Annotated in this window: 20 protein-coding genes; 10 read left to right on the plus strand and 10 right to left on the minus strand. The window is 61.8% G+C overall.

Translation table 11 applies throughout. The features are described 5' to 3' along the window. The 3 genes from FA94_RS08370 to FA94_RS08380 form a co-directional block, all read right to left on the minus strand. Positions 1 to 1860 (minus strand): Hsp70 family protein, encoded by a 1860-nt coding sequence (locus FA94_RS08370; protein WP_035549622.1) that lies wholly within the window; start codon positions 1858 to 1860, stop codon positions 1 to 3. After that, positions 1857 to 2435, minus strand: coding sequence for a DUF2760 domain-containing protein (locus FA94_RS08375; protein ID WP_035549624.1), 579 nt, complete (start codon positions 2433 to 2435; stop codon positions 1857 to 1859). The genes FA94_RS08370 and FA94_RS08375 overlap by 4 nt, the downstream gene beginning before the upstream one ends. A gap of 205 nt (positions 2436 to 2640) precedes the next feature. Next, entirely contained in the window at positions 2641 to 3561 is a 921-nt protein-coding gene (locus tag FA94_RS08380) for a LysR family transcriptional regulator (protein WP_035549626.1), read from the minus strand. Between the two features lie 131 nt (positions 3562 to 3692). Between FA94_RS08380 and FA94_RS08385 the strand changes: the two genes are divergently transcribed. Continuing rightward, positions 3693 to 4352 carry an NADPH-dependent F420 reductase gene (locus tag FA94_RS08385; RefSeq protein ID WP_035549629.1) on the plus strand — a complete coding sequence of 220 codons (660 nt, stop codon included), beginning with the start codon at positions 3693 to 3695 and terminating at the stop codon, positions 4350 to 4352. A gap of 63 nt (positions 4353 to 4415) precedes the next feature. Here FA94_RS08385 and FA94_RS08390 read toward each other — a convergent pair whose 3' ends face one another. Both FA94_RS08390 and FA94_RS08395 read right to left on the minus strand, forming a co-directional pair. Further along, entirely contained in the window at positions 4416 to 4886 is a 471-nt protein-coding gene (locus FA94_RS08390) for a hypothetical protein (RefSeq protein ID WP_231584897.1), read from the minus strand. Then, positions 4876 to 5454: a YcxB family protein gene (locus FA94_RS08395; protein WP_035549632.1), complete on the minus strand. Its 579-nt coding sequence runs from the start codon at positions 5452 to 5454 to the stop codon at positions 4876 to 4878. The genes FA94_RS08390 and FA94_RS08395 overlap by 11 nt, the downstream gene beginning before the upstream one ends. 472 nt (positions 5455 to 5926) lie before the next feature. Here FA94_RS08395 and FA94_RS08400 point away from each other — a divergent pair, with 472 nt between their 5' ends. Genes FA94_RS08400 through FA94_RS37210 form a run of 3 tightly spaced genes read left to right on the plus strand, consistent with a single transcriptional unit; the run spans position 5927 to position 7738 of the window. Continuing rightward, on the plus strand, positions 5927 to 6943 hold the full coding sequence (locus tag FA94_RS08400) for a DUF6402 family protein (RefSeq protein ID WP_286165979.1): 1017 nt from the start codon (positions 5927 to 5929) through the stop codon (positions 6941 to 6943). 37 nt (positions 6944 to 6980) lie between these two features. Further along, a complete protein-coding gene (locus FA94_RS39735; protein ID WP_286165980.1) occupies positions 6981 to 7151 on the plus strand; it encodes a DUF6402 family protein in 171 nt (56 codons plus the stop codon). Then, the gene (locus FA94_RS37210; RefSeq protein WP_051980478.1) at positions 7127 to 7738 is read left to right on the plus strand and encodes a hypothetical protein; all 612 of its coding nucleotides are present in this window, start codon (positions 7127 to 7129) and stop codon (positions 7736 to 7738) included. The genes FA94_RS39735 and FA94_RS37210 overlap by 25 nt, the downstream gene beginning before the upstream one ends. 68 nt (positions 7739 to 7806) lie before the next feature. On the opposite strand, the gene FA94_RS08410 is transcribed toward FA94_RS37210, so the two are convergent. Then, positions 7807 to 9519: a nicotinate phosphoribosyltransferase gene (locus FA94_RS08410; RefSeq protein ID WP_035549635.1), complete on the minus strand. Its 1713-nt coding sequence runs from the start codon at positions 9517 to 9519 to the stop codon at positions 7807 to 7809. Positions 9520 to 9572: 53 nt separating this feature from the next. After that, on the minus strand, positions 9573 to 10391 hold the full coding sequence (prs, locus tag FA94_RS08415; RefSeq protein WP_035549637.1) for a ribose-phosphate diphosphokinase: 819 nt from the start codon (positions 10389 to 10391) through the stop codon (positions 9573 to 9575). 134 nt (positions 10392 to 10525) lie between these two features. On the opposite strand from prs, the gene FA94_RS08420 reads away from it, so the two are divergent. The 5 genes from FA94_RS08420 (at position 10526) to pheA (ending at position 15704) form a co-directional block, all read left to right on the plus strand. Then, the gene (locus FA94_RS08420) at positions 10526 to 11224 is read left to right on the plus strand and encodes an NUDIX hydrolase (protein ID WP_035549639.1); all 699 of its coding nucleotides are present in this window, start codon (positions 10526 to 10528) and stop codon (positions 11222 to 11224) included. A gap of 15 nt (positions 11225 to 11239) precedes the next feature. After that, positions 11240 to 11941: a LysR substrate-binding domain-containing protein gene (locus FA94_RS37885; RefSeq protein ID WP_081935821.1), complete on the plus strand. Its 702-nt coding sequence runs from the start codon at positions 11240 to 11242 to the stop codon at positions 11939 to 11941. Between the two features lie 465 nt (positions 11942 to 12406). Beyond that, positions 12407 to 13564 (plus strand): acyl-CoA dehydrogenase family protein, encoded by a 1158-nt coding sequence (locus FA94_RS08430; protein ID WP_035549642.1) that lies wholly within the window; start codon positions 12407 to 12409, stop codon positions 13562 to 13564. Between the two features lie 53 nt (positions 13565 to 13617). Next, positions 13618 to 14742, plus strand: a complete 1125-nt coding sequence (locus tag FA94_RS08435) for a 3-deoxy-7-phosphoheptulonate synthase (RefSeq protein ID WP_051980480.1) — start codon at positions 13618 to 13620, stop codon at positions 14740 to 14742. After that, positions 14739 to 15704, plus strand: a complete 966-nt coding sequence (gene pheA, locus FA94_RS08440; protein ID WP_081935823.1) for a prephenate dehydratase — start codon at positions 14739 to 14741, stop codon at positions 15702 to 15704. The genes FA94_RS08435 and pheA overlap by 4 nt, the downstream gene beginning before the upstream one ends. A 71-nt stretch (positions 15705 to 15775) precedes the next feature. Here the strand turns inward: pheA and FA94_RS08445 are convergent, their stop codons facing one another. Next, positions 15776 to 16537: an alanyl-tRNA editing protein gene (locus FA94_RS08445; protein ID WP_035549645.1), complete on the minus strand. Its 762-nt coding sequence runs from the start codon at positions 16535 to 16537 to the stop codon at positions 15776 to 15778. 172 nt (positions 16538 to 16709) lie between these two features. On the opposite strand from FA94_RS08445, the gene FA94_RS08450 reads away from it, so the two are divergent. Continuing rightward, positions 16710 to 17531 carry an AraC family transcriptional regulator gene (locus tag FA94_RS08450; RefSeq protein ID WP_035549647.1) on the plus strand — a complete coding sequence of 274 codons (822 nt, stop codon included), beginning with the start codon at positions 16710 to 16712 and terminating at the stop codon, positions 17529 to 17531. Positions 17532 to 17637: 106 nt separating this feature from the next. Here the strand turns inward: FA94_RS08450 and FA94_RS08455 are convergent, their stop codons facing one another. Further along, positions 17638 to 18048: an acyl-CoA thioesterase gene (locus tag FA94_RS08455; protein WP_035549650.1), complete on the minus strand. Its 411-nt coding sequence runs from the start codon at positions 18046 to 18048 to the stop codon at positions 17638 to 17640. Positions 18049 to 18163: 115 nt separating this feature from the next. Beyond that, positions 18164 to 19567: a glutamate--cysteine ligase gene (locus FA94_RS08460; protein ID WP_051980482.1), complete on the minus strand. Its 1404-nt coding sequence runs from the start codon at positions 19565 to 19567 to the stop codon at positions 18164 to 18166. Between the last annotated feature and the right edge of the window lie 183 nt (positions 19568 to 19750).

A 19750-nucleotide genomic window follows, 5' to 3' on the forward strand; every position in this document is an offset into this window, starting at 1 on the left:
TCATGCATTCGCGTTGCCGCGCACGTCGAACTCGACTTTCCAGCGCGCGTCCGTGCCGCGCGGTATCGCTTCGAGTTCGAGCGTGCCCGTTTCGGTCACGCGCGCGTGCAGCTTCACCGGCACGACTTCACCGGCGGTGCGGCCGGCGGCCGGCAGCGTTGCCTGGATCTCTTCGAGTTCCTGCAATTCATCCGGGCCCCAGAAGTCGAGCAGCGTGCCGACCTGATCCTGACGACGCACCGACGAGCCGAAGAAACGGAAGTGCACCGGCTCGCCGACTACAAGACCGAACTCCTGCGCGGGCAACTCGGCGTCGGTGCCTTCCTCCATGCCGAAGGGCGCCACGCACAGCGCCTGGATCGGCGGTTCGAGGCCGGGCACGGCGGGCATGGCCGATTCGATCGCGATGTAGTACGCCCGCGCGGTGCCGCCGCGAATCCGCACGCCCTGACCGCGTCGCACGTAGCCGTAGTAAGCCGCGCCGCGTGCGACCGCGAGGTCGAGATCGGCGCCTTCGAGCAGTCGCGCCGGCGCCGCGCTTTCCGCCGCGAGCCAGTTGTTGAGCGTGCCCATGATGCGTTCGACCAGCAGCGGCGACTTGAACACGCCGCCGTTGAACAGCACCACGGTGGGATGCAGGAAGCTCGCGCCTTGCGCGGCGGCGTGGGCCGCCGCCTCGCCGAGACCTTCGAGTTCGGCCAGCGCGCCGACCTGGCGGCCGAGGAACGCGGCCAGATGCCGTGTAATGCCCGCGTCCTGCGCATACGGCAGACCGAGTTGCGTCAGACCGGCGCGCGCGCGGCTCACCGGACGTGCCGCGCTATCTACCTGCGGGAAAAAGCCTTCGAGGATTGTTTGTGTCAGTTCGGCGCGCGTGAGTTCGGTGCGGATCGAACCGCCGATCAGCTTCGAGCCGCGGCTCGGTACGACGAGCGGCACGGTGTCGGTGGCTGGATCGCTGAGCAGCGTTTCCTTGGCCGCGCGGCACGCGTAGGTGAGGGCGCGCAATTGCCACGCGTCGGCCTGGGTGCCTTGCGCCGCCAGCTTGCGTGCGACGACGTGCGCGAGCGCGAGGTCCATGTTGTCGCCGCCGAGCAGAATATGTTCGCCGACCGCGACGCGATGCAGTTCGAGATTGCCTTCACGCTCGATCACGGCGATCAGCGAGAGGTCGATCGTGCCGCCGCCCACGTCGACCACGAGGATGATGTCGCCGACCTTCACCTGTTTGCGCCATTGGCCGCCGCTCTTCTGGATCCAGCTATACAGCGCGGCCTGCGGTTCTTCGAGCAGCGTCATGCGGGCGAAGCCGGCGGCCTCGGCGGCTTCGGCGGTCAGTTCGCGCGCGGCCGGATCGAACGAGGCCGGGATCGTCACCGTGACGTCCTGCTGGCTGAACGGCGCCTCCGGATGCGCGTGATCCCATGCTTCGCGCAAGTGCGTCAGATAGCGCACCGAGCTTTCGAGCGGCGAGACGCGCGCGACTTCCGGCGGCGCGTCGTTGGGCAGAATCGCCGCGCGCCGGTCGACGCCCGGATGACACAACCAGCTCTTCGCGCTCGACACCAGCCGGATCGGCGTGGCCGCGCCGCGATTGCGGGCGAACTCGCCGACCGCGAATTCGCGCTGGCCGGTCCACGGCAGGTACAGGTCGCCGGACGCCAGTTCGTCCGGATGCGGCAAATACAGGAACGAGGGCAGCAGATCGAGATTGTCGATCGCGCCGGGGCCGGTGAGTTGCGCGATCGGCAGCACGCCTTGCGTGGTTTTCTCGCCGTCGCTGGCGCTGGTGTCGACGTACGACAGCGCGCAGTGCGTGGTGCCGAGATCGATACCGATCGAATAGCGGGCGTCGCTCATAGTTCCACCTCGGCCGGTGCGATGACGTTCGCGTTGTGGCTCTCGGCGAGTTTCGGCAGACGCACCTCGTCGACGCGCCAGCCGCGATGGCTGATGCTGCCGTTGAACGGCGCCTTGCCGACCACGTTGCCGGTCAGGCGAACCGCGCTGGCGTCGAAACCTTCGGCCAGCGTGATGCGGCTGCCTTCGGCTTCGTCGCGCACCGGACGGATCGTGAAATGCTCGCGCAGCGTCGTGCGGCAGCCGTCGTGCACGAGGCGCGCGGCCGCGCCGATGTCGGCGTCGCTGTAGCTCTTGATGTCTTCTTCGACGAAATCGATGAAGCGTGCGTCGCGTTGCAGCAGGCCGAGCAGTTGCAGCGCGGCGTCGGGGCTGGCGGTTTTCAGCACGGGCGCGGGGGCTGCGACGGGAGCGGGCGCAGGCGTGGGCGCCGGAGCCGGTGTGGCGGCAGCGGCCGTGCCGCCTTGACGCAGACGCAGTACGCCGGCAGCGAATTCACCGTCGCCGAGAATGCTGAAAAACGTGCCGACGGCAAGTGAAATCCTGCCGAGGAAGGATGGGTTCGAATCGGTCATCAATGCTCCTGAGAGGCTCTGTTAAAGGACGAGCTGTCCTGACTGTGCCGCACGCGACGGGCCTGGCGAGGCTTCATCGCGCCGTGGTTGGCGCGCGCGAGACCCGTATTTTGCCTTGCGGCGGGTCCGACGCGGACAAAGCCGGGCATTCTAGCGTTCGGCGCGCGTAATTTGGCGGACTTTGAAGAGCCGGATTCAAGCGCCGTCAGGTCGCTTCGAACTGGCCGTCCTGCACCGTGTCGGGACCGAATTCCGCGACCACCTGGTCGATGAAGGCCCGCAGTTTCGGGGTCGCACGGCTCGCTGGGAACACCAGATGCATCGGCCGGGCGGGCGTTTCGTAGTCGCGCAGAAGGCGCACCAGACGGCCTGCGGCGAGATCCTCCTGCACGGCCACCTCGGGCGCGAGCATCACGCCCGCGCCGTGGAGCGCGGCGGCGCGCAGCGCTTTCACGTCGTTGGCGTGAAACGGGCCCGAGACCGGCACCACGTACTCGCCGTGCGCGTCCGAGAAATGCCATTCGATCGCGACCGGCCGGGTCATGTAGACGAAGCTCAGGCACGCATGATCGGCTAATTCCGCGGGCGTTCGCGGCTCGCCGTGCTCCGCCAGATAGTCGGGCGAGGCGCACACGAGCAGCCGGTACGGCATCAGTTGCCGGCCGATCAGCGACGAATCCGTCAGCGCGCCGAGCCGGATCGCGGCCTCGTAGCCTTCGTCGATCAGATCGACGAAGCGGTCGGTCAGCGTCAGGTCGACCCGCACGTGCGGATGGCCTTTCAGATAGCGGGCGATCATCGGCGCGAGGCAGTTGGCGCCGAACGTGACCGGCGCGGTAATGCGCAGGCGCCCGCGCGGCGAGGCCGACAGTTCCTGCGCGACCGATTCGGCGGCTTCGGCATCCGCGAGCAGCGCCTTGCAGCGCTCGTAGAAAATCTGGCCGATTTCGGTGAGGCTCTGGCGGCGCGTGGTCCGGTTGAGCAGGCGCGCGCCGACGCGCTCTTCCAGCGTGCTCACGTGCTTGCCCGCCATCTGTGACGAGATGCCGAACGCGAGCGCGGCCGCGGCGAACGAGCCGCTGTCCGCGGTTTTGACGAACACGGCCATGCTGGTCAGACGGTCCATGATTCCCTACTTGTGGTTTCGACAATCGTCGGATCATGCGTGTTTATCATGTTGAAGTTTTGAATCATAGTGTTTCTCACCGACAGGCGCGCTCGACGGCGCGGTCCTCAACCAGTGATGGAGTGTGAAACATGAAGATAGGCATTCTCGGCGCGGGCTTTATCGGCCGCGCGATGGCAACCCTCGCGAAGCAGAGCGGGCATGACGTGATGATCAGCAATTCGCGCGATCCATCGACCTTGATGAGCACTGCCGCCGCGCTCGGTTGCGCGCTCGGCACCGCGCAACAGGCGGCGAGTTTCGGTGACGTGGTCGTCATGGCCGTGCCGTTTTCGCAGATCGGCGCGCTGCCGGTCGCCGCGCTCGACGGCAAGATCGTGATCGATACGTGCAACTACTATCCGGAGCGCGACGGCCCTATCGCGGCGCTTGACGAGCGTACGACTACGACCAGCCAGATGCTGGCCGCTTTGTTGCCGGGCGCGAAGGTGGTGAAGGCGTTCAACGCGATTCTGGCTGCGGATCTGCACACGGACGGTCGGCCGGTTGGTACGCCGCAGCGTCGCGCTTTGCCGTTCGCGGGCGATGATGCGGCGGCGAAACAGGTCGTGAGTGGGCTGATGGATCAGTTTGGCTTCGATCCGGTCGATGCCGGCGCGTTGCGGGATAGTTGGCGGTTTGAACGGGCGAAGCCGGTGTATTGCGTTCCGTTCGACCGTGATGGGATGGTTGCGGGATTGGCGGCGGCGCAGCGGGACGTCGAGTTGCCGCATGGGTCTTGGCGCAAGTGAGGGGCGGTTGCGGCGAGGGAGGGGGCGCGGTTTGGCGGGCGGTTGCGGCGCCGCGCTCTTGAATCATGCTTCGCTGGACGCTTTGATCCTTCGCATCATCAGGCGCGGACACAGCCACCTTAGGCCGCGCCACGTGATCCCGTGTTCGCGGATTGTGAAGAACCAGCGGTTCGGATCGTCGGCGAACGTCGCGATGAAATGCGTGCTGTCCGTCCACTGGATGTCATCCAGCCAGAACGAACAATACGGCGCGCCGATCTGACGGACGGCAAGCACGCGTTGCAGGTCCTTGCTGACCAGCACGAACGCTGCCGCTTCTTCGAACAGGCAATCGAAGTCGGTGGCGAATAGATAACCGGATGGCGTGTCGAACTGGAACAGCAACGTGTAGCCGGGAATCGCGAGCGGCAGCGTCTGGCCGTCGACGATCAGGCGCGACGCGGGCGGCCATGATTCGTAGGGGCCGTGGTGGTGTTCAAGTGTGAAGCGCTGGATGGGCGTCACGCATGACGCGCCGTTCGGTTCATCGTTCAACGCTGCGGTCCCTCACCGGCATATATCGAGCGATCACACGCTCGATTGCCGCGAGCTGCGTCGGCAGCAAATCGCGACGCGGCAGTGCGACGAATGCGGAGCCGCCCGCGAACAGATAGATGCGCTCGGCGTCGTCCGCGCGCGAGGTCAGGCTCGACCAGTTCAGACGCAGGCTCGATAGCGTCGACTCGCCGGTTACGCCGGTTGCGTCGAAGGTGACTTGCTGCGGGCCGATAAATGGCACCGCGCCGCGTTTGATCCGCGCTTTGAGGCCGGCCCGCGCGATACCGCGCAGGAAGAGGGGAGCGAAATACGCGTCGTTGCAGAACACCAGCGCGGCGGCCGCAATCGCGCAAGCGGCGATGCTGGATGCGATCGATATGCCGACATGCGTTGCGGACCAATACCAGCCGACGAGTCCGCCGACTACCGCGGCAATCCCGATCGAACGAAGCCGTCTGCGCAGCGTGCGTTTCGCCGAATAAAGCACGACATGCGCGGCGATAAAGTCTTCATCCGTCAAGGTGACGGAGACTTGAAAGGGGAGCTGCGTGTCGGAGTTGGTCATGCTTTAAATGGTGGGCCGTTGCTGCGAGAGGGAATAGTACACGAGGTTAATGCGCGTTATGCATGTGTATTCTGACTGGTGGTTTTGGGGACATGTAAAACGGTGCGTTATGTGACGCTTATGGGCTTGGACCAACCGATGCGGGCGGCTGGAACGCGGTGGCGTGCGCTTGTCCAAAATGTTGACTTCACCGCACTTCGTCTTCGCCATGTTCATCCCTATTTATGCAGAATCGATGTGATATTGGCGATTTTATCTGATGTTCTGGTGATGCGGAATTTACGGACGAAATTTGCAGAATTTTCTCATTGATTGAATGCCTCGATAAAAAATAAACTCGGCAACTAATCTGGTTTTCACGTCTTGAATGCGCGTGATCGGGTTGATATCCGTGTTTTTTTGATCCGCATGATTTGCATGCGGTATTCGTGTCGAGGGATTAAGTTCTTGGAAAATGAGAAGAATAGTTAAAGTGCCGTACTATTTTCTTGCCGGATCGAAGTGGAGTGAATCATCGGGCTCGCAAGGCTGCGTGCCGCTCAATACGTTGAAATGTATTTCGTTTGATCGTCTGGCGCGTAATGAGCCGTCGCCACCCAGACAAGTGCCCGTCCGAGCGCCGAACCCACAGGTAGAAGAAAAAAATCGAGAGAAATCGCCTTCGCTAGCACTTACCTCACGACCTGAACCGCAACCCCCTCAAGATGCCGAGCAGATTGAAAATCCGCCAACATTTGATCTGTTAGACATACCGCGTGCCATGAAAAACATGGGCTGGCCAGTCTCGGCAAAACTCGCGTCCGAGTGGTTCAGCAACTCAAAACACACTTATGATGATAATCCAAACTCCGTTCAACCTATCGACAGTGCGACGATCTCGCTGGATTGGTGTCTGAATTTCGGCGGCGTAAAAAACAAATACGACGATCTGATTTCAAGGAAGATTTACAATGAGGCGGCTGATACGCTCATAAAGAACAAGATCAAGCCGATTCTGGAAAGAGGGTTTCAACACTCGACCGCCTTGGACATCGACACCAAAATCTTTCTGAAGGATCTAAGAAGGTTTCATATGGACTGGCAGTTTCAGATCGCCAACATATCGAGTTACGATACCCTGACAAGTCGCCTCGGCATGACCGATTTGACGGCTGCCCTGGCAAATTTTGGTATCTATGCTGCAATCGGTCATGTTGAGGTCCGTGGGGATCGATATTACAAATATGATCGGAGTGCGAAGACCAAGACCTATTGTATGGATGCGCAGATCAAGGTAACCCATGTCTACGTATACTTGAAAGATAATTATTCGTTCAACGATCCGGATGGGAATTCGCAATATCCAGGTCACTGGAATAAAAGAGGGATGATACTGACGAAAGGCGCGCTTATTAGCGAGCTTGTCAATGGAAAAAGATTTCAGACTCGCTTTGGTGATTCGCCAGAAACCGAAATAAATTTTAACTGGAAGTATCTTTTTGATAGATAAACCAGTTGACAAAAGAACCGGCTTGATCTGAAAATTCATGGAAAGGGATGTGTATTGGCCTGTCTACAATAGTACGTATAATCGCTGGCGGGAAAAGCATGATCGGGGCGGCGATTTTATGATTTATTCAAGGCCGAAATATATAAAGCCAGGCAGGCCGATTGAGGTCGACTTGGGGGTGATATGCAGGCCGGCGGAAAAAATGTGAGGCGAATATTTATCGCTGTACTAATTTTGATTGTCTGCGGTTTCGTTTTTGATCTCGCTGGCGTCAAAATTTTACTTTTTCTGATCGAGTACAAGCAGGCAATGGTGCGTCTGATTGCGTTTGTTTTTGTGATCGTAATAACCTGTGTCTTCGTGAAGGCGAAGGCGAGTCGGAAAAGAAAGTTATCCGTCGCCATTTTTTTGATCGTTGGTGGCTATGCATGCGTTTGTCTCTACGACTTTGTCATGCCGACACAATATGCAAGATGCGATTTATACAGTCAAAAACTCAACGGCGGCATGAAAATTTTCAGTGGAAAAAATTATAAAGTAAGCTTATGCAGAACCGGTGGTGACGACATGCAAAGCGGCGATGAAATAAGGCTGCAGGTTTTCAGTGATGCGGGATTGCTTCTCGCGACAAGGTATTTTTCAGTCAACTGGAATGAAAATTTCCCGAATTCTCTTGAGTACGGACCTGATCGCATCACCTATTATGACAATAATGGACGTGCTTTTGAAAAGCACCTATTTATGCCGCCAACGGCATTAGATTGGGCGCGCGCGCGAATTCCATTGGTTGACTAAAGGTGAAGTGGCATTTGCAAGGCCCGGCACATTGATGCGCGGAGCCTCGTTCAACCTCACCCGCCTCCTCACCCCCAAACAATCGACCCCGCCTCCGGACACGTCCACGACGACTGCAAGCGCTCGCGAATCTCCGCCAGCGACTGCCTCACCAGCAATTCGCCATTCCGGAACACGGGCACCAGCGCACCGCCTTCAGCCTGCTCGACCGTCTGCTGTTCGTACAGCACGAAGTGATCGCCTTCCTTCTCGACACGCGGCAGCCCCTTCGCGGACTTCTTGGTGCCGTCGTCGGTGGCCGGGTCTTTATAGATGTCGACCGCTTCGCCATCCACCTCGGCATAGATCGCCTTGAGCGCATAGCCGAAGGTGTCGCGCGAGTTCATCCCATACACGTAGCTGCCGATGCCCAGCACCACGTTGCACGAAGCGAACCCCTTGGCCGCCATGCGCAACATGATGTCGCGCGCGCGCGTCAGCGTGATCGAGTCGCCGTAGATCAACCCGACGTGCGAATCCAGCACCTTGTAGCCTTTCTCGGTGGTGGTGCCGCCGTAGATATTCCACAGGCACTCCACCGCGCCGGTGCGCTCCGCTTCGCTGATCGTCTCGCCGCTTTCCTTGACCGTGTAGCGGCCCGTTTCAGTAACGGCGGGCTTACCGTCGCTGTCCAGCACGAGTTCGTCGTCGGTATAGCCCGTGAGGATCTTCACCGGATCGCCGGAGTCGGGGCGGAACACCACCTTGGCGTTGCCCAACGCGTCCGGCCGACGGGCGAGAATATCCGCTTTCAGTTCTTTGGCGATCACCGTCATCACGTTCCAGAAGTCGAACGTATCGCTGACGAGCGAGACCATTCCTTGCGGGTAGCCTTCGGTGACGAACTCGCGGATCACTTCCAGTTCGGCCTTGCGGCGCAGCGCCTTCGGGTCGAGCATGGCTTGCGCCGGATCGCGTTCGAGGCGTTGCTGCGTCAGCAGAATGCGCAGCGCCATCACGCTGTGTTCCGACGCTGGAATCGAACCGCCGACGAGCTCACGCTCCGCATTCGCGCCGTAGTGGTCCTCGAGATAATCGATCGCGGGGATCGTGTCCGTGCCGGTGAACGACAACAGGTGACCCGCGCCGCAACGCATGGCGTCGTGCACGCCGCTCATGCCGCGCATCGAAAAATCGTGACCTTGCCAGTTCACGAAGTCGAGCGGCGCGCCGGTCAGGTTCGCGAAGTAGGTCAGCAGCTTGCGGAATTCGAACGCGATGGTGGCGACCGTGGACGGCTTCCACGATTCGCAGCTCACCACCGTTTCAAAGTAGGTGGACACCCACGGAAAATCCGGGTGCGTGTTAGTGAAAATCACCGGCGGCACCTTGATGTCGACCCGCGAGCCTTCCGGCAGCGAGCGGATTTCAAGCGGCAGGTGGCCGAGATCGTGCAGCGCTTCGAGGCTCGCCACCGGCACGGCGTCCGGTCCCAACGCGGTATCCATGCGCCGCTTGTACTTGCGCACGGCCTGCGCCTTCGGCTTCTGGAAGAACTCGGCGCCGAACAGGTCGATCAGGAATTCCTGAATGAAGCCTTGCAGGCCGAACCACACCACCTTGTCATCGAACAGTTCGCGCAGCACCGGCGCGTACTTCGCGGAACGGGGCGTGAAGTTCGCGACGAGTTTGGTGGTCGCTTTCGGGTACATGGACGGGTGGCCGGTCTTGTAGAAATCGGCGAGATTGAACGGAACGAGCTGGTTCTTTTCGAGGACTTCCGTGCGGTCGGGGGCGTTCATCAACATCTCCTGGCGAGTTCGGATTCAGACGATAGGTTCGGATTCGGTTCAGTTCAAACCAGCTGGCAGCGTGTGTCGCTCGTCCAGTTGTTGCGCGTGAAAACCGTCTGGTAGTGTTCGAGCAGCGGCGCGAGGCCCTTGCTGAAAATGCCGTGCGTGACATACAGGTAAAGCGGCTGGCTCTGGCGCTGTTCGGCCTGACGGGTACGCAATGCCCCGGCGAGTTCGGTGAAGGTGCGGCCACCGTCGCAGATATCGTCCACCACCAGCAGCGGCGCGTCGGGCAAATCGCCCACCACCTGAGTACCGGTGATCTTGCCGGTCTGCGTGTTGCGCACTTTCTCGGCGAACACCACGTCGAGTTCCAGCGCGTGCGCCAGATGCATGACGCGCTTGCGGGCGCCGGCGTCCGGCGCGACCAGCGCAGCGCGGCCCAGGCCGAGGCTTGTGAGCGCACGGCGCAACGACGGCAACGGATCGGCAATCACCACGCGGTCGAGCAGGGCGGTCACGACGTCGCTATGCGGGTCCTGCACTTCGACCTGCGCATACTGCTGCGTGTTGATCAGGTCGCAGAAGACGCGCGCGCTGAGCGCTTCGCCCGCATTCGCCACGCGGTCCTGGCGGGCATACGGCACATACGGCAGGGACAACAGGATCGGCGTGCCAGGATAGCCGCGGCGCAGCGCGTCGGTCACGAGCAGCAGCGTCATGACCGCCTCGGCGTGGGGCAGATGCGCCTGAATGCGCAGCGTGTGCGCGGGCTTGCCCAGTTCGACGGTGACGTTGACCTCGCCGCCGGGGAACACCAGCTTGCGGAGTTCCAGCGGCACTTCACCCCGATCGCTCGATACGGCAAAAACCTGAATCATTTGTTATCCTCCGTCCTGCTTCGTCGGAATATCCGACTAACCGGTTGCCAGTATAAGATGACTTAGTTGAGAATTGCAACTATGTAGGTGAAAATACTCGTGACGCATATTCGGCCCAGGCATAGGAGTGATCCATGAAACAGAGCTACACCACGCCGGACGTGAGCGTTGACATTGTGTTGCTGACGCTGGACGAGGGCCTGCTGAAGGTGGCCTTGCACCAGCGCGATCGAGCGCCCGCGAAGCATAGCCTGGCGTTACCCGGTGGTTATGTCCACGTGGGCGAAGACGCGTCGCTGGAAGCGACGGCGAAGCGCGTGCTAGGGGAGAAGACCGGCTTCGCACCGCGCTATCTCGAGCAACTGCGCACGTTCGGCGGCCCGGCGCGCGATCCGCGCGGCTGGTCGGTTGCCGTGTCGCACGTCGCGCTGATCCCGCATGCGGAATTGAGCGAGGCCGGTGCGGGCGTGTTTCAGTTCTACGATGTGGACGACCTGCCCGAACTGGCATTCGATCATGCCGAGCAAGTGGAGGAAGCGGTGCAGCGGGTGCGCAACAAGGCGAGCTATTCGACGTTGCCGTGCTGGCTGCTGCCGGAGTTGTTCACGCTGACACAACTGCAGTCGATCTACGAACAGATTTTTGGCGAGACGGTGTCGCGCGGCACGTTCCGCTCGCGACTGGGGATCAAGGTGGCGGATCTGCAACCCGGCGACGCGGCGGACGAGGCCGATATCCTGATCGCCACCGACGAGTTTCAGGGCGGCAATCAGCGGCCCGCGCGGTTGTTCAGGGTGAATCGGTTGAGTCTGTTCAGGCGGGCGTTCTGGTAGGGCGGGAGGCGTGACATGCAGCGGCAAGCGGCGGCTGCAGTGCGGCGCGCGCGCCATCGCACCGCACACGCCGCTCATGCCACACCACAAGCACCACCCACTTCAAAACAACGTCCGCATCCCCACCCGCACCGCCGTCGACGAACTGCCGGTGCCCACATACATCCCATTGGTAAACACCGGCGCCGCCCCCCGCCGAGGAACACTGGCGCGGCGCCCCCAACGTGCGCAGATAGGTCGTGGCAGCACGCCGCCGCCGAACTGATGTTCACGCCACTGACGGAAGAGCCATTACTGGTGGTGATGCATGCGGGGCATCGGCTGGCGAAGGCGGCCTCGCTCAAGCTGAAGTATCTGCGCGGCGAGCCGTTTATCGCCTATCCGCGCCAGGCGGGCGTAACGATTTCGCAGTGGATGCTCGCGCTATGCGCGAAACGCGGCTTCGACCCGGAGGTCGCGCAGGAGGCACAACAGGTTTCCACATTGATCGGGCTGACCGCGCCTGGGCTGGCTATCGCACTGGTGCCGGCTACATTGCAAAGCATCATGCTGTCCGGCTGGCGAAACGCTGCGCGGAAGGCGCGGCTGCGGCGCGCTGACGGGAATCCGCACCGGGCGAACGGCTTTGGAATGGTTTATGTCGATAAATATCGCGGCATATCCTGGAAATATAAGGCGAGTCTGCGTGCGCGTTGTTTTACTCGCTTCGTTTCCTGAGAATAAATCGGCGCGCCTTATATCATTCGCGATACCAGGTCGACCCCTATCAGAAATCTCAGGCGTACAGCGAGATGATCCGCGAGTAGACTAGCCAGCGAATCAACCCGCAGCACGATCAATGGGCATACAGCTCGCCGCAAAATAAGGGCGACATCTCCCATGCACTATAGCTGTGCGTGAATATCCGATTCTCCATTAATACAGTCCGATCCGGTTACAGGCGCGCGCGGTTAATTTGACGTGTGCGAATAGCCGGGGTGCTGAATTCTAAAAAATCTGCGAAATGCATAATCTCGCGATTATTTTGACTGATAGAGAAAATGTTAAAGCCGGATGACAGCGGCGATTTATCCGGCGCGCGGTAACGACTCGACTATCACCGGCCTGGTATCAGAGCGCATATTTTCCGATGCGGACTCCGCCATGCCGTCCATTTAAATCTGATCGACGGAGCGGCGCACGATGTTTCACGACTGGACCCCCGAACAACTGACACTGCGCGAGCGTTTCGCCGCGGTTGGCGAGCAGCTTGCGAAAGCGCGCGACCAGCAGCCGGAAGGTTTCGATTACGCCGGGTGGAACCGCTTGCGCGACGAGCAGCTCTGGCATCTCGTGGTCCCCAGAGACTACGGCGGCCATGGCGAAGACTGGTGGGGTTTCACCGCCGCGCTCGACGGGCTGTCGTCGACGATCCGTACGCCGGAACTGCTGTTGTCGGTGATCGCCCAGGCCGGCATGGTGCGCGCGATGGTGCGGCACGGCAGCCCGTTTCAGAAGGAGCGTTATCTGGCCGCCATCATGCGCGGCAAGGTCAGCGCGACCGGCATTGCGGAGCCGTCCACCGGCACCGACGTGCGCAGCATCGAAACCACGCTGTCGGAGTCGCCGGACGGCTACCGCCTCAACGGCAGCAAATACAACATCGCGCATGCGCCGATCATGGACTTCATCCTCGTGGTGAGCCGTCTGGAGCGGCGCGAGTCGAGCAACATCGCGCTGGTGCTGCTCGACCGCGATACGCCGGGCCTCGTGATCGGCGCGCAGGACGACAAGCTCGGCAACCGCAATCTGCCCACCGGCGAACTGCGCTTCGACGACATCCACGTCGACGCGTCGCAGATACTCGGCCAGGCGGGGCGCGGCCTCGGCCACCTGATCGACATCATCTCGCTCGGCCGCCTTTACTACGGGCTGGTGGCGGCGAACCTGCCGCTGCCGTTCGTCGACGAAGCGATGCACTACGCGGCGCAGCGCACCAGCTTTAAAAGCACGATCGACTCGCATCAATATATCCAGAAGCGTCTAGTCGACATGAAGATCGGCATGGAGCGCAGCCGCTGGGCCGCTTACGGCGCGCTGGGCCGTTTGCTGAACGCGCATCCCGAGGCACTGCTGGCGTGTTCGGTGGCCAAGCTGGTCGGCGCCAGCGATCTGATCGACAACGCCACGAGCCTCGTCAAGTTGTACGGCAGCATCGGCTATCACAACGGCGGCATCGCCACGTTGCTGAAGGACGCGATGGGGTTTGCGAGCGTCGGCGGCACCGAAGAGATGCACCGCAAGAATATTTTCAACCAGATGCAGCGGCTCGCCGGCAGCGCATCGTCCTCGCAAGGCTGAGCGGTTCGGCCGCGTGGTTTCTCTCGGGCGTGACACGCTCATGGGGTCTGTCTATGTTGAGTTGGGATATCGGAAGAGGCATGAGCGCGACGACGCCGGTGATCGGGCCGGCGGAATTGAGGCAACAGTTGCCGTGCGACGTCGAAAGCCTGCACACCGTCATGCAAACGCGCCGCGCGATTTCCGAGGTCCTGCAGGGACTCAGCGGCAGGCTGATCGTGATCGTCGGCCCCTGTTCGATTCACGACCCGGTCGCCGCGCTCGAATACGCCGCGCGTTTGTCGAAGCAGCGGCATGTGTGGCAGGACGAGCTCGAGATCGTGATGCGCGTGTACTTTGAAAAGCCGCGCACCACGGTCGGCTGGAAAGGCCTGATCAACGATCCGCATCTGGACGGCAGCTACGCGATCGACGCCGGCATCCGGCTCGCCCGGCAATTGATGCTCGACATTACGCGGGCCGGCGTGCCGGTCGCGACCGAGTTCCTCGACGTGACCACGCCGCACTACCTGGCCGATCTGGTGAGCTGGGGCGCGATCGGCGCGCGCACCACGGAGTCGCAGATTCATCGCGAGCTGGCCTCGGGCTTGCCGTGTCCGATCGGGTTCAAGAACGGCACGGACGGCAACGTCAAGATCGCGATCGACGCGATTCACGCCGCCGGCCATGCGCATCATTTTCTCGGCGTGACGGAGAGCGGCCGGTTCGCGAAGGTCGCGACCAGCGGCAATCAGGACTGTCACCTCGTGCTGCGCGGCGGCAAGCAGCCCAATTACGACGCGCAGAGCGTCGCCGAAGCCTGCGCGTCGCTCGCGGCGGGCGGGCTGCCGGGGCGGGTTGTCATCGACGCGAGTCACGGCAACAGTTGCAAGCAGCACGACAAACAATTGTGCGTGTGCGATTCGTTGTGCGAGCAGATTGCCGGCGGCGGCGAGCGGATTGCCGGCGTGATGATCGAATCGAATCTGTTGCCCGGCCGCCAGGACGTGGTGGCCGACGTGCCGCTCGCCTACGGTCAGAGCATTACCGACGCGTGTATCGGCTGGGACGCGACCGAAGCATTGCTGGGCAAACTCGCCGACGCCGTGCGGCAGCGCCGTCAGCGGCATGCGGCGACGCCGATGCGCGAAAGCTTGCCGTCGTTGCCGTCGTTGTCGTCCTTGCAGTCGGCGGCATGATGGCGACGCCGAATGCACCGATCGCGCCTATTGCGGCTATGGCGGCTATGGCGCCGAAGGTTGCCGCGCCGCAGGCCGCGCAACACGCCGCGCGCCTGCTCGAACTCGCGCCGGCTTGCGGCGAAATCGAGCGTAATGCGATCGCCTTTCTCGGGCCATGCGGCACCTATACCGAAGACGCGATGCGGCTGTGCTTCGGCGAGACGCATGACGCGATGTCCTGCACCAACGTCGACGCCGTGTTCGATGCGGTCGCGCACGGCGGCGCGAGTCACGGCGTCGTGCCGGTCGAGAACTCGACGGAAGGCATCGTCGCGCGCACGCTGGATCTGCTGCTGAAAAACCGGCTGACCGTGAGCGGCGAGGTCGTGCTGCCGGTGCGGCATATGCTGATGACGGCGCATGGCGCGCTCGACGGCATTACCTGTGTGACGGCGCACGAACAGGCGCTCGCGCAGTGCCGGCGCTGGCTCGACGCGCATCTGCCGGACGTGCCCCGACAGGCGGTGGCGAGCAATGCGCAGGCGGCGCAGCTTGCCGCGCGTTCGGCGGGTCACGCGGCGATCGGCAGCCAGCGGGCGGCGCATCACTACGGCTTGCGGATCGTCGCATCGGCGATTCAGGACGAGCATTTCAACAGCACGCGTTTCTACGTGATCGGCCGCGACGAACCGCCGCCCACCGGCGACGATCGCACGCTGTTGTGTGTCGAACTCGAGAACAGCAGCGGGGCGCTGCAGCGCGTGCTCGCGCCGCTGGCCGAGCATCGGATTCCGGTGACGCGGCTCGACGCACGGCCGCTTCGAAGCGAGTTGTGGGCATACCGGTTCTTCGTCGAGTTGCCCAGGCATCGGCATGACGTGCAGATGGCCCACGCGCTCGCGCAGATGAAACGGCATGCTCGTGCGCTGGTTTTGCTGGGTTCGTTTCCGGCGGCGCCGGGTGGTGGTGCGGTGTTGTGACGGTTAGGCTGCGCGGGCCGAGCGGGATCCGGTGAATGCGGTGGCTAAGGTACGCGACTAAGGTCCGTGGCTCAGGCCCGCAACTCCGGCATCGACTCCGCGAAGTCACACGAAAGGCGATCTTTGCCACGCCCCAGGTTTTTCCGGTGTACCTGAATGCGTCCGACTGGCGCCGTCGACGCGATATGCGTCCCGCCGCAAGCAATCACCTGACCTTCGCACGCCCAATACCGCGCGTCCCGATACAACGGATGCTGATACGTGACGACCTCACTGCCGCGCAGCACGTACGCGTTGGCGATCCGTTCGATTTCCTGAAGCTCGTCGGCCGTGAAGCGGGTTTCCACGCTGAAATCGAAGCGCGCGGCGTCGACCTTGATATGACAACCGAACAGACCCGGCATGGCATCGGGTCGAACCTCGTTAACGCCCAGATACAACAGGTGCGACGCCGTGTGACTGAGCGAGAGCTGTGCGCGTCGCAGCGGGTCGATACGCACGGTGGCTTCCGCGCCGATCTCCAGTTCGCCGAGCAACGCGAGATCGTCCGGATGAATCACGTGCTCGATAATGCCGTCCACGAGGATGCTCGGGAAATCGGGAATGCGTGCGAAATTGCCGTACATTTTTCTCGCATCGACGAAACGCAACGCGCGCCCATCCTCAAGAATAATCGCGCCATGATCGGCTTCCTGGCCGCCGCCTTCCGGATAGGCGACCGTCGTATCGAGTTCGATACTGTTTGCGTTGACCTTGACGATCCTGGCCGCGCACGCCGATAAGGCGGCGTTCTCGTAATAGAGTTTGCGCGTTTTCCGGTTTAGTGAAAACATGATGTCCGATAGGCCCAGAAAGAGAACGGTCGCTTGACTGCATTACGGGCGATGATAGTGAATCGCGGCGTCTGCGTTGTCAGAAAACTGACCCAAAGAACAAGTCGGCGCATCTCGCGGGCACGTCGAACAACCAGTGGTTTCCGCAATCGCTCAACCCGCATGAGGGACGATGAATACGGCAGAAACACCGAACCCGGAGCGGATAAGCCAGCAGGCGGGCCGGCGGCTCGTGATCGGCCGCTGGGGCGTCGAGCTATTGCCGCGACATGCGTATGAAGTCATGTACACCCCGGACCAGGCGGTGATCGGCTTCGCGTTCGAAAGCCAGCGGGGCCATCACGCGTTTTCAAGCGATCGTGTGTTGCCGTTCTTCTCGAAGCCGAACAGCCTGGCCTATGTGCCTGGCGGTTGCACGGTGTTTTCGTCGTCGCAAGGTGGGGGCGAATATCTGCGCGTCACCATGTCTCGCGATCTTGCCGGCAGCGTGGCGGTCCAGCGACAGTTCAACGATTTCATCGATCCGATCGCGATCGACGCCGCGCAAACCATTCGGACTTTGTTGCTCACGGACGCGCCCGCCACGTTGTTGCTAGAAGAAAAGCTCATCGTTCTGGCGGAGCGCGTCAACTCCGTTGTTCATGGCGGATTGAGCGCGCCCCGGCAAGCCCGCTCGATGACCTCCGCGCGCCTGCGGCAGATCGACGAGATCATCGACTCGACCCTCGGCGAAGATATCAGCGTCAAGCTGATGGCGGACGCGCTGGGACTCTCCGAGGCGTTCTTCATTCGGGCCTTCAAGGCGGCGGTCGGAAAGAGCCCGCATAGCTACCTGATCGATCGCAGATTGGCCGCCGCTCGCGTGCTACTGGAAAGCTCGCGTCATGATTTGCGCGAGATCGCGCTCGCGGTCGGTTTCTCTTCGCACGCGCATATGACGGCCGCGTTTCGGAGCCGCCTGGGGATCACGCCCAGTCGTTTGCGGGGTGATTGAGAAAAGATCTGTACGGACGCCGCGTTAAGTCCTCCGCAATTGAAACGACCCGGTCGCGGCTGCGACCGGGTCGTTTCATTTCAAACCCAAGCGCTTCTCGCGCCCGTTACAGCGAACCCTGAAACGTCATCACCCGTTCCTTGAATGCATCCGGCACGAGCGCCGTCTTATTGGTCGTGTAATCGAACATCACATGCGTGGACGCGCCGCGCGCGATGATCTGCTTGTCGTCGCGTTCCATCACATGTTCTAGCTCGAAGCTCTTGCTGCCGAATTTGACGACGCTGGAGCGGACCGTCAGCTTGTCGCCGAACATGGCGGGCGCCAGATATTCGCACTGGGTCTTGACCATGATGTGCGGCAGTTTCTCCGTGCGCGGCATGTCCAGCAGATCGAACATGTAGCTCAAATACGAATGCTGCAGGTAGTCGTAATAGACCGGGCTGCTCACGTGGCCCATCGAATCGGTGTCGCGGTACTTAACGTCGATCGGTGTTTCGTAGTGTCGCTTTGACATGGTTGCCTCAACATGAGAAGTGATTGTCGTATCGGCTCGATCTTGGCGTCTCGCCGTCCTGCTTGATGCCTGGTTTTTTCCTGGCTTTTGCCAGGTTAATGCGCCTGCCTGATTGCTACTGAACTTCAAAAAACTCCGCCGAGCGATCGTTCTGCAACAACTCGCCAAAAATGCGCGTGACGTCGCCGTCCCATGCGTCGCGATAACGCGCGAGCCAGTACTCCGACTGATTCGGCGCGCCTGCGGCGATGTCCTGGAGCGGTGCAAGGTATTGCGTTTCGTCGTCGCCGGCGGCGTCATGCCGCGCTCGGGCGCGTAAGCCTTTGGCCGCGATCGCCACCACGTCGCCCGCGAGTTCGCGCAGCGTGCGGCCTTGCAGTCGCGCGTCGAGACCGAGGCGCGGCACGTCGCGGCGCACCGCCAGCAACTCCGCGCGGCTGATGCCGGCGGTCAGCGTCTGCGCATCGGACAACGCGCCCGTGTCATACAGCAGCCCGACCCATAGCGCCGACTGCGCGACCATCATCGCGGGCGTGCCGGCATCGGCGCCGCGCATTTCGAGGAAACGTTTCAACCGCACCTCGGTAAACGCCGTCGTCATGTGATCGGCGAAATCGGCCAGCGTCGCCGTGGCGTCTTCGAGACCGGGAATGCGCCGGCCGAGAAAATCGCGGAACGTGTGACCGGCCACGTCGATATAGCGGTCGTTGCGGCGCACGAAATACATGGGTACGTCGTCGAGCAACCAGTTCACGTAGCGCTCGAAACCGAAGCTGCGCGACATGAACAGCGCGGGAATGCCGCAGCGGTCGTGATCGGTGTCGGTCCAGACGTCGGCGCGCGTCGACATCAGGCCGGACGGTTGGCCCTCACGAAACGGCGAGTTGGCGAATAGCGCGGTGGCGAGCGGCTGAAGCGCGAGCGACACGCGCATCTTGGCTGCCATGTCCGCTTCCGACGCATAGTCGAGATTGACCTGCACGGTGCAGGTGCGCAGCATCATGTCGAGGCCGCGCGTGCCGACCTGCGGCATATAACGGCGCATGATCGCGTAACGGCGCTTCGGCATCCACGGCATCTCGTCGCGGCGCATCAGCGGATGAAAACCGAGCGGCGCCGCCTCGAACCCGAGTTGCTCGCCGATCGCCTTAACGGTGTCCAGATGCGCGTGCAGTTCCGTCTGCGTGTCATGCAGCGACGCCACCGGCGCGCCGGACAATTCCAGTTGTCCGGCGGGTTCGAGCGAGATCGCCGCGCCGTCGTCATAGCGCACGCCGATCAGATGCCCGTCGTCGAGAATCGGCGACCCTTGCTGCTCGAGCAGCCGTTGCAGCACCGCGCCGATGCCCGCGTTGCCGTGATACGAAAGCGGTTTGAGCGTGTTGCGGTCGAACAGGAACTTCTCGTGCTCGGTGCCGATGCGAAACGCCGCGCGGTCTTTGCATCCCGCGGCGATGTAGTCAGCCAGTTGCTGCACGGAGACGATAGGCGTCTCGTCTGAATCCACGGCGTTAGACATGGGTAAGCTCTACATAAGTGGGGGCGAAAACCGTCAGGTAGTGATCCTGATCAGTGTGTCGGACGCTTCGAGCGAAGCGCGCACGTTATGACGCAACGGACTAACTATATCTAGCCCGCTGCTAAGCGACTACTGATAGCGTTGACAGGTTTTTCGCGTCACCGTGTAGGAAAACGGTGTCGG

The sequence above is a fragment of the Burkholderia sp. 9120 genome (genome assembly GCF_000745015.1).
Taxonomy (GTDB): Bacteria; Pseudomonadota; Gammaproteobacteria; order Burkholderiales; family Burkholderiaceae; genus Paraburkholderia.

What these genes read in the sequence shown, in the direction of transcription:
- FA94_RS08430 (WP_035549642.1), top strand. Translation starts at nt 12,407, where the DNA reads ATGTTTCACGACTGGACCCCCGAACAACTGACACTGCGCGAGCGTTTC.
- FA94_RS08420 (WP_035549639.1), top strand. Translation starts at nt 10,526, where the DNA reads ATGAAACAGAGCTACACCACGCCGGACGTGAGCGTTGACATTGTGTTG.
- FA94_RS08370 (WP_035549622.1), bottom strand. Translation starts at nt 1,860, where the DNA reads ATGAGCGACGCCCGCTATTCGATCGGTATCGATCTCGGCACCACGCAC.
- FA94_RS08460 (WP_051980482.1), bottom strand. Translation starts at nt 19,567, where the DNA reads ATGTCTAACGCCGTGGATTCAGACGAGACGCCTATCGTCTCCGTGCAG.
- FA94_RS39735 (WP_286165980.1), top strand. Translation starts at nt 6,981, where the DNA reads ATGGAAAGGGATGTGTATTGGCCTGTCTACAATAGTACGTATAATCGC.
- FA94_RS08395 (WP_035549632.1), bottom strand. Translation starts at nt 5,454, where the DNA reads ATGACCAACTCCGACACGCAGCTCCCCTTTCAAGTCTCCGTCACCTTG.
- FA94_RS08435 (WP_051980480.1), top strand. Translation starts at nt 13,618, where the DNA reads ATGTTGAGTTGGGATATCGGAAGAGGCATGAGCGCGACGACGCCGGTG.
- prs (WP_035549637.1), bottom strand. Translation starts at nt 10,391, where the DNA reads ATGATTCAGGTTTTTGCCGTATCGAGCGATCGGGGTGAAGTGCCGCTG.
- pheA (WP_081935823.1), top strand. Translation starts at nt 14,739, where the DNA reads ATGATGGCGACGCCGAATGCACCGATCGCGCCTATTGCGGCTATGGCG.
- FA94_RS08385 (WP_035549629.1), top strand. Translation starts at nt 3,693, where the DNA reads ATGAAGATAGGCATTCTCGGCGCGGGCTTTATCGGCCGCGCGATGGCA.
- FA94_RS08380 (WP_035549626.1), bottom strand. Translation starts at nt 3,561, where the DNA reads ATGGACCGTCTGACCAGCATGGCCGTGTTCGTCAAAACCGCGGACAGC.
- FA94_RS37210 (WP_051980478.1), top strand. Translation starts at nt 7,127, where the DNA reads ATGCAGGCCGGCGGAAAAAATGTGAGGCGAATATTTATCGCTGTACTA.
- FA94_RS08445 (WP_035549645.1), bottom strand. Translation starts at nt 16,537, where the DNA reads ATGTTTTCACTAAACCGGAAAACGCGCAAACTCTATTACGAGAACGCC.
- FA94_RS08455 (WP_035549650.1), bottom strand. Translation starts at nt 18,048, where the DNA reads ATGTCAAAGCGACACTACGAAACACCGATCGACGTTAAGTACCGCGAC.
- FA94_RS08450 (WP_035549647.1), top strand. Translation starts at nt 16,710, where the DNA reads ATGAATACGGCAGAAACACCGAACCCGGAGCGGATAAGCCAGCAGGCG.
- FA94_RS08410 (WP_035549635.1), bottom strand. Translation starts at nt 9,519, where the DNA reads ATGAACGCCCCCGACCGCACGGAAGTCCTCGAAAAGAACCAGCTCGTT.
- FA94_RS37885 (WP_081935821.1), top strand. Translation starts at nt 11,240, where the DNA reads ATGCAGCGGCAAGCGGCGGCTGCAGTGCGGCGCGCGCGCCATCGCACC.
- FA94_RS08375 (WP_035549624.1), bottom strand. Translation starts at nt 2,435, where the DNA reads ATGACCGATTCGAACCCATCCTTCCTCGGCAGGATTTCACTTGCCGTC.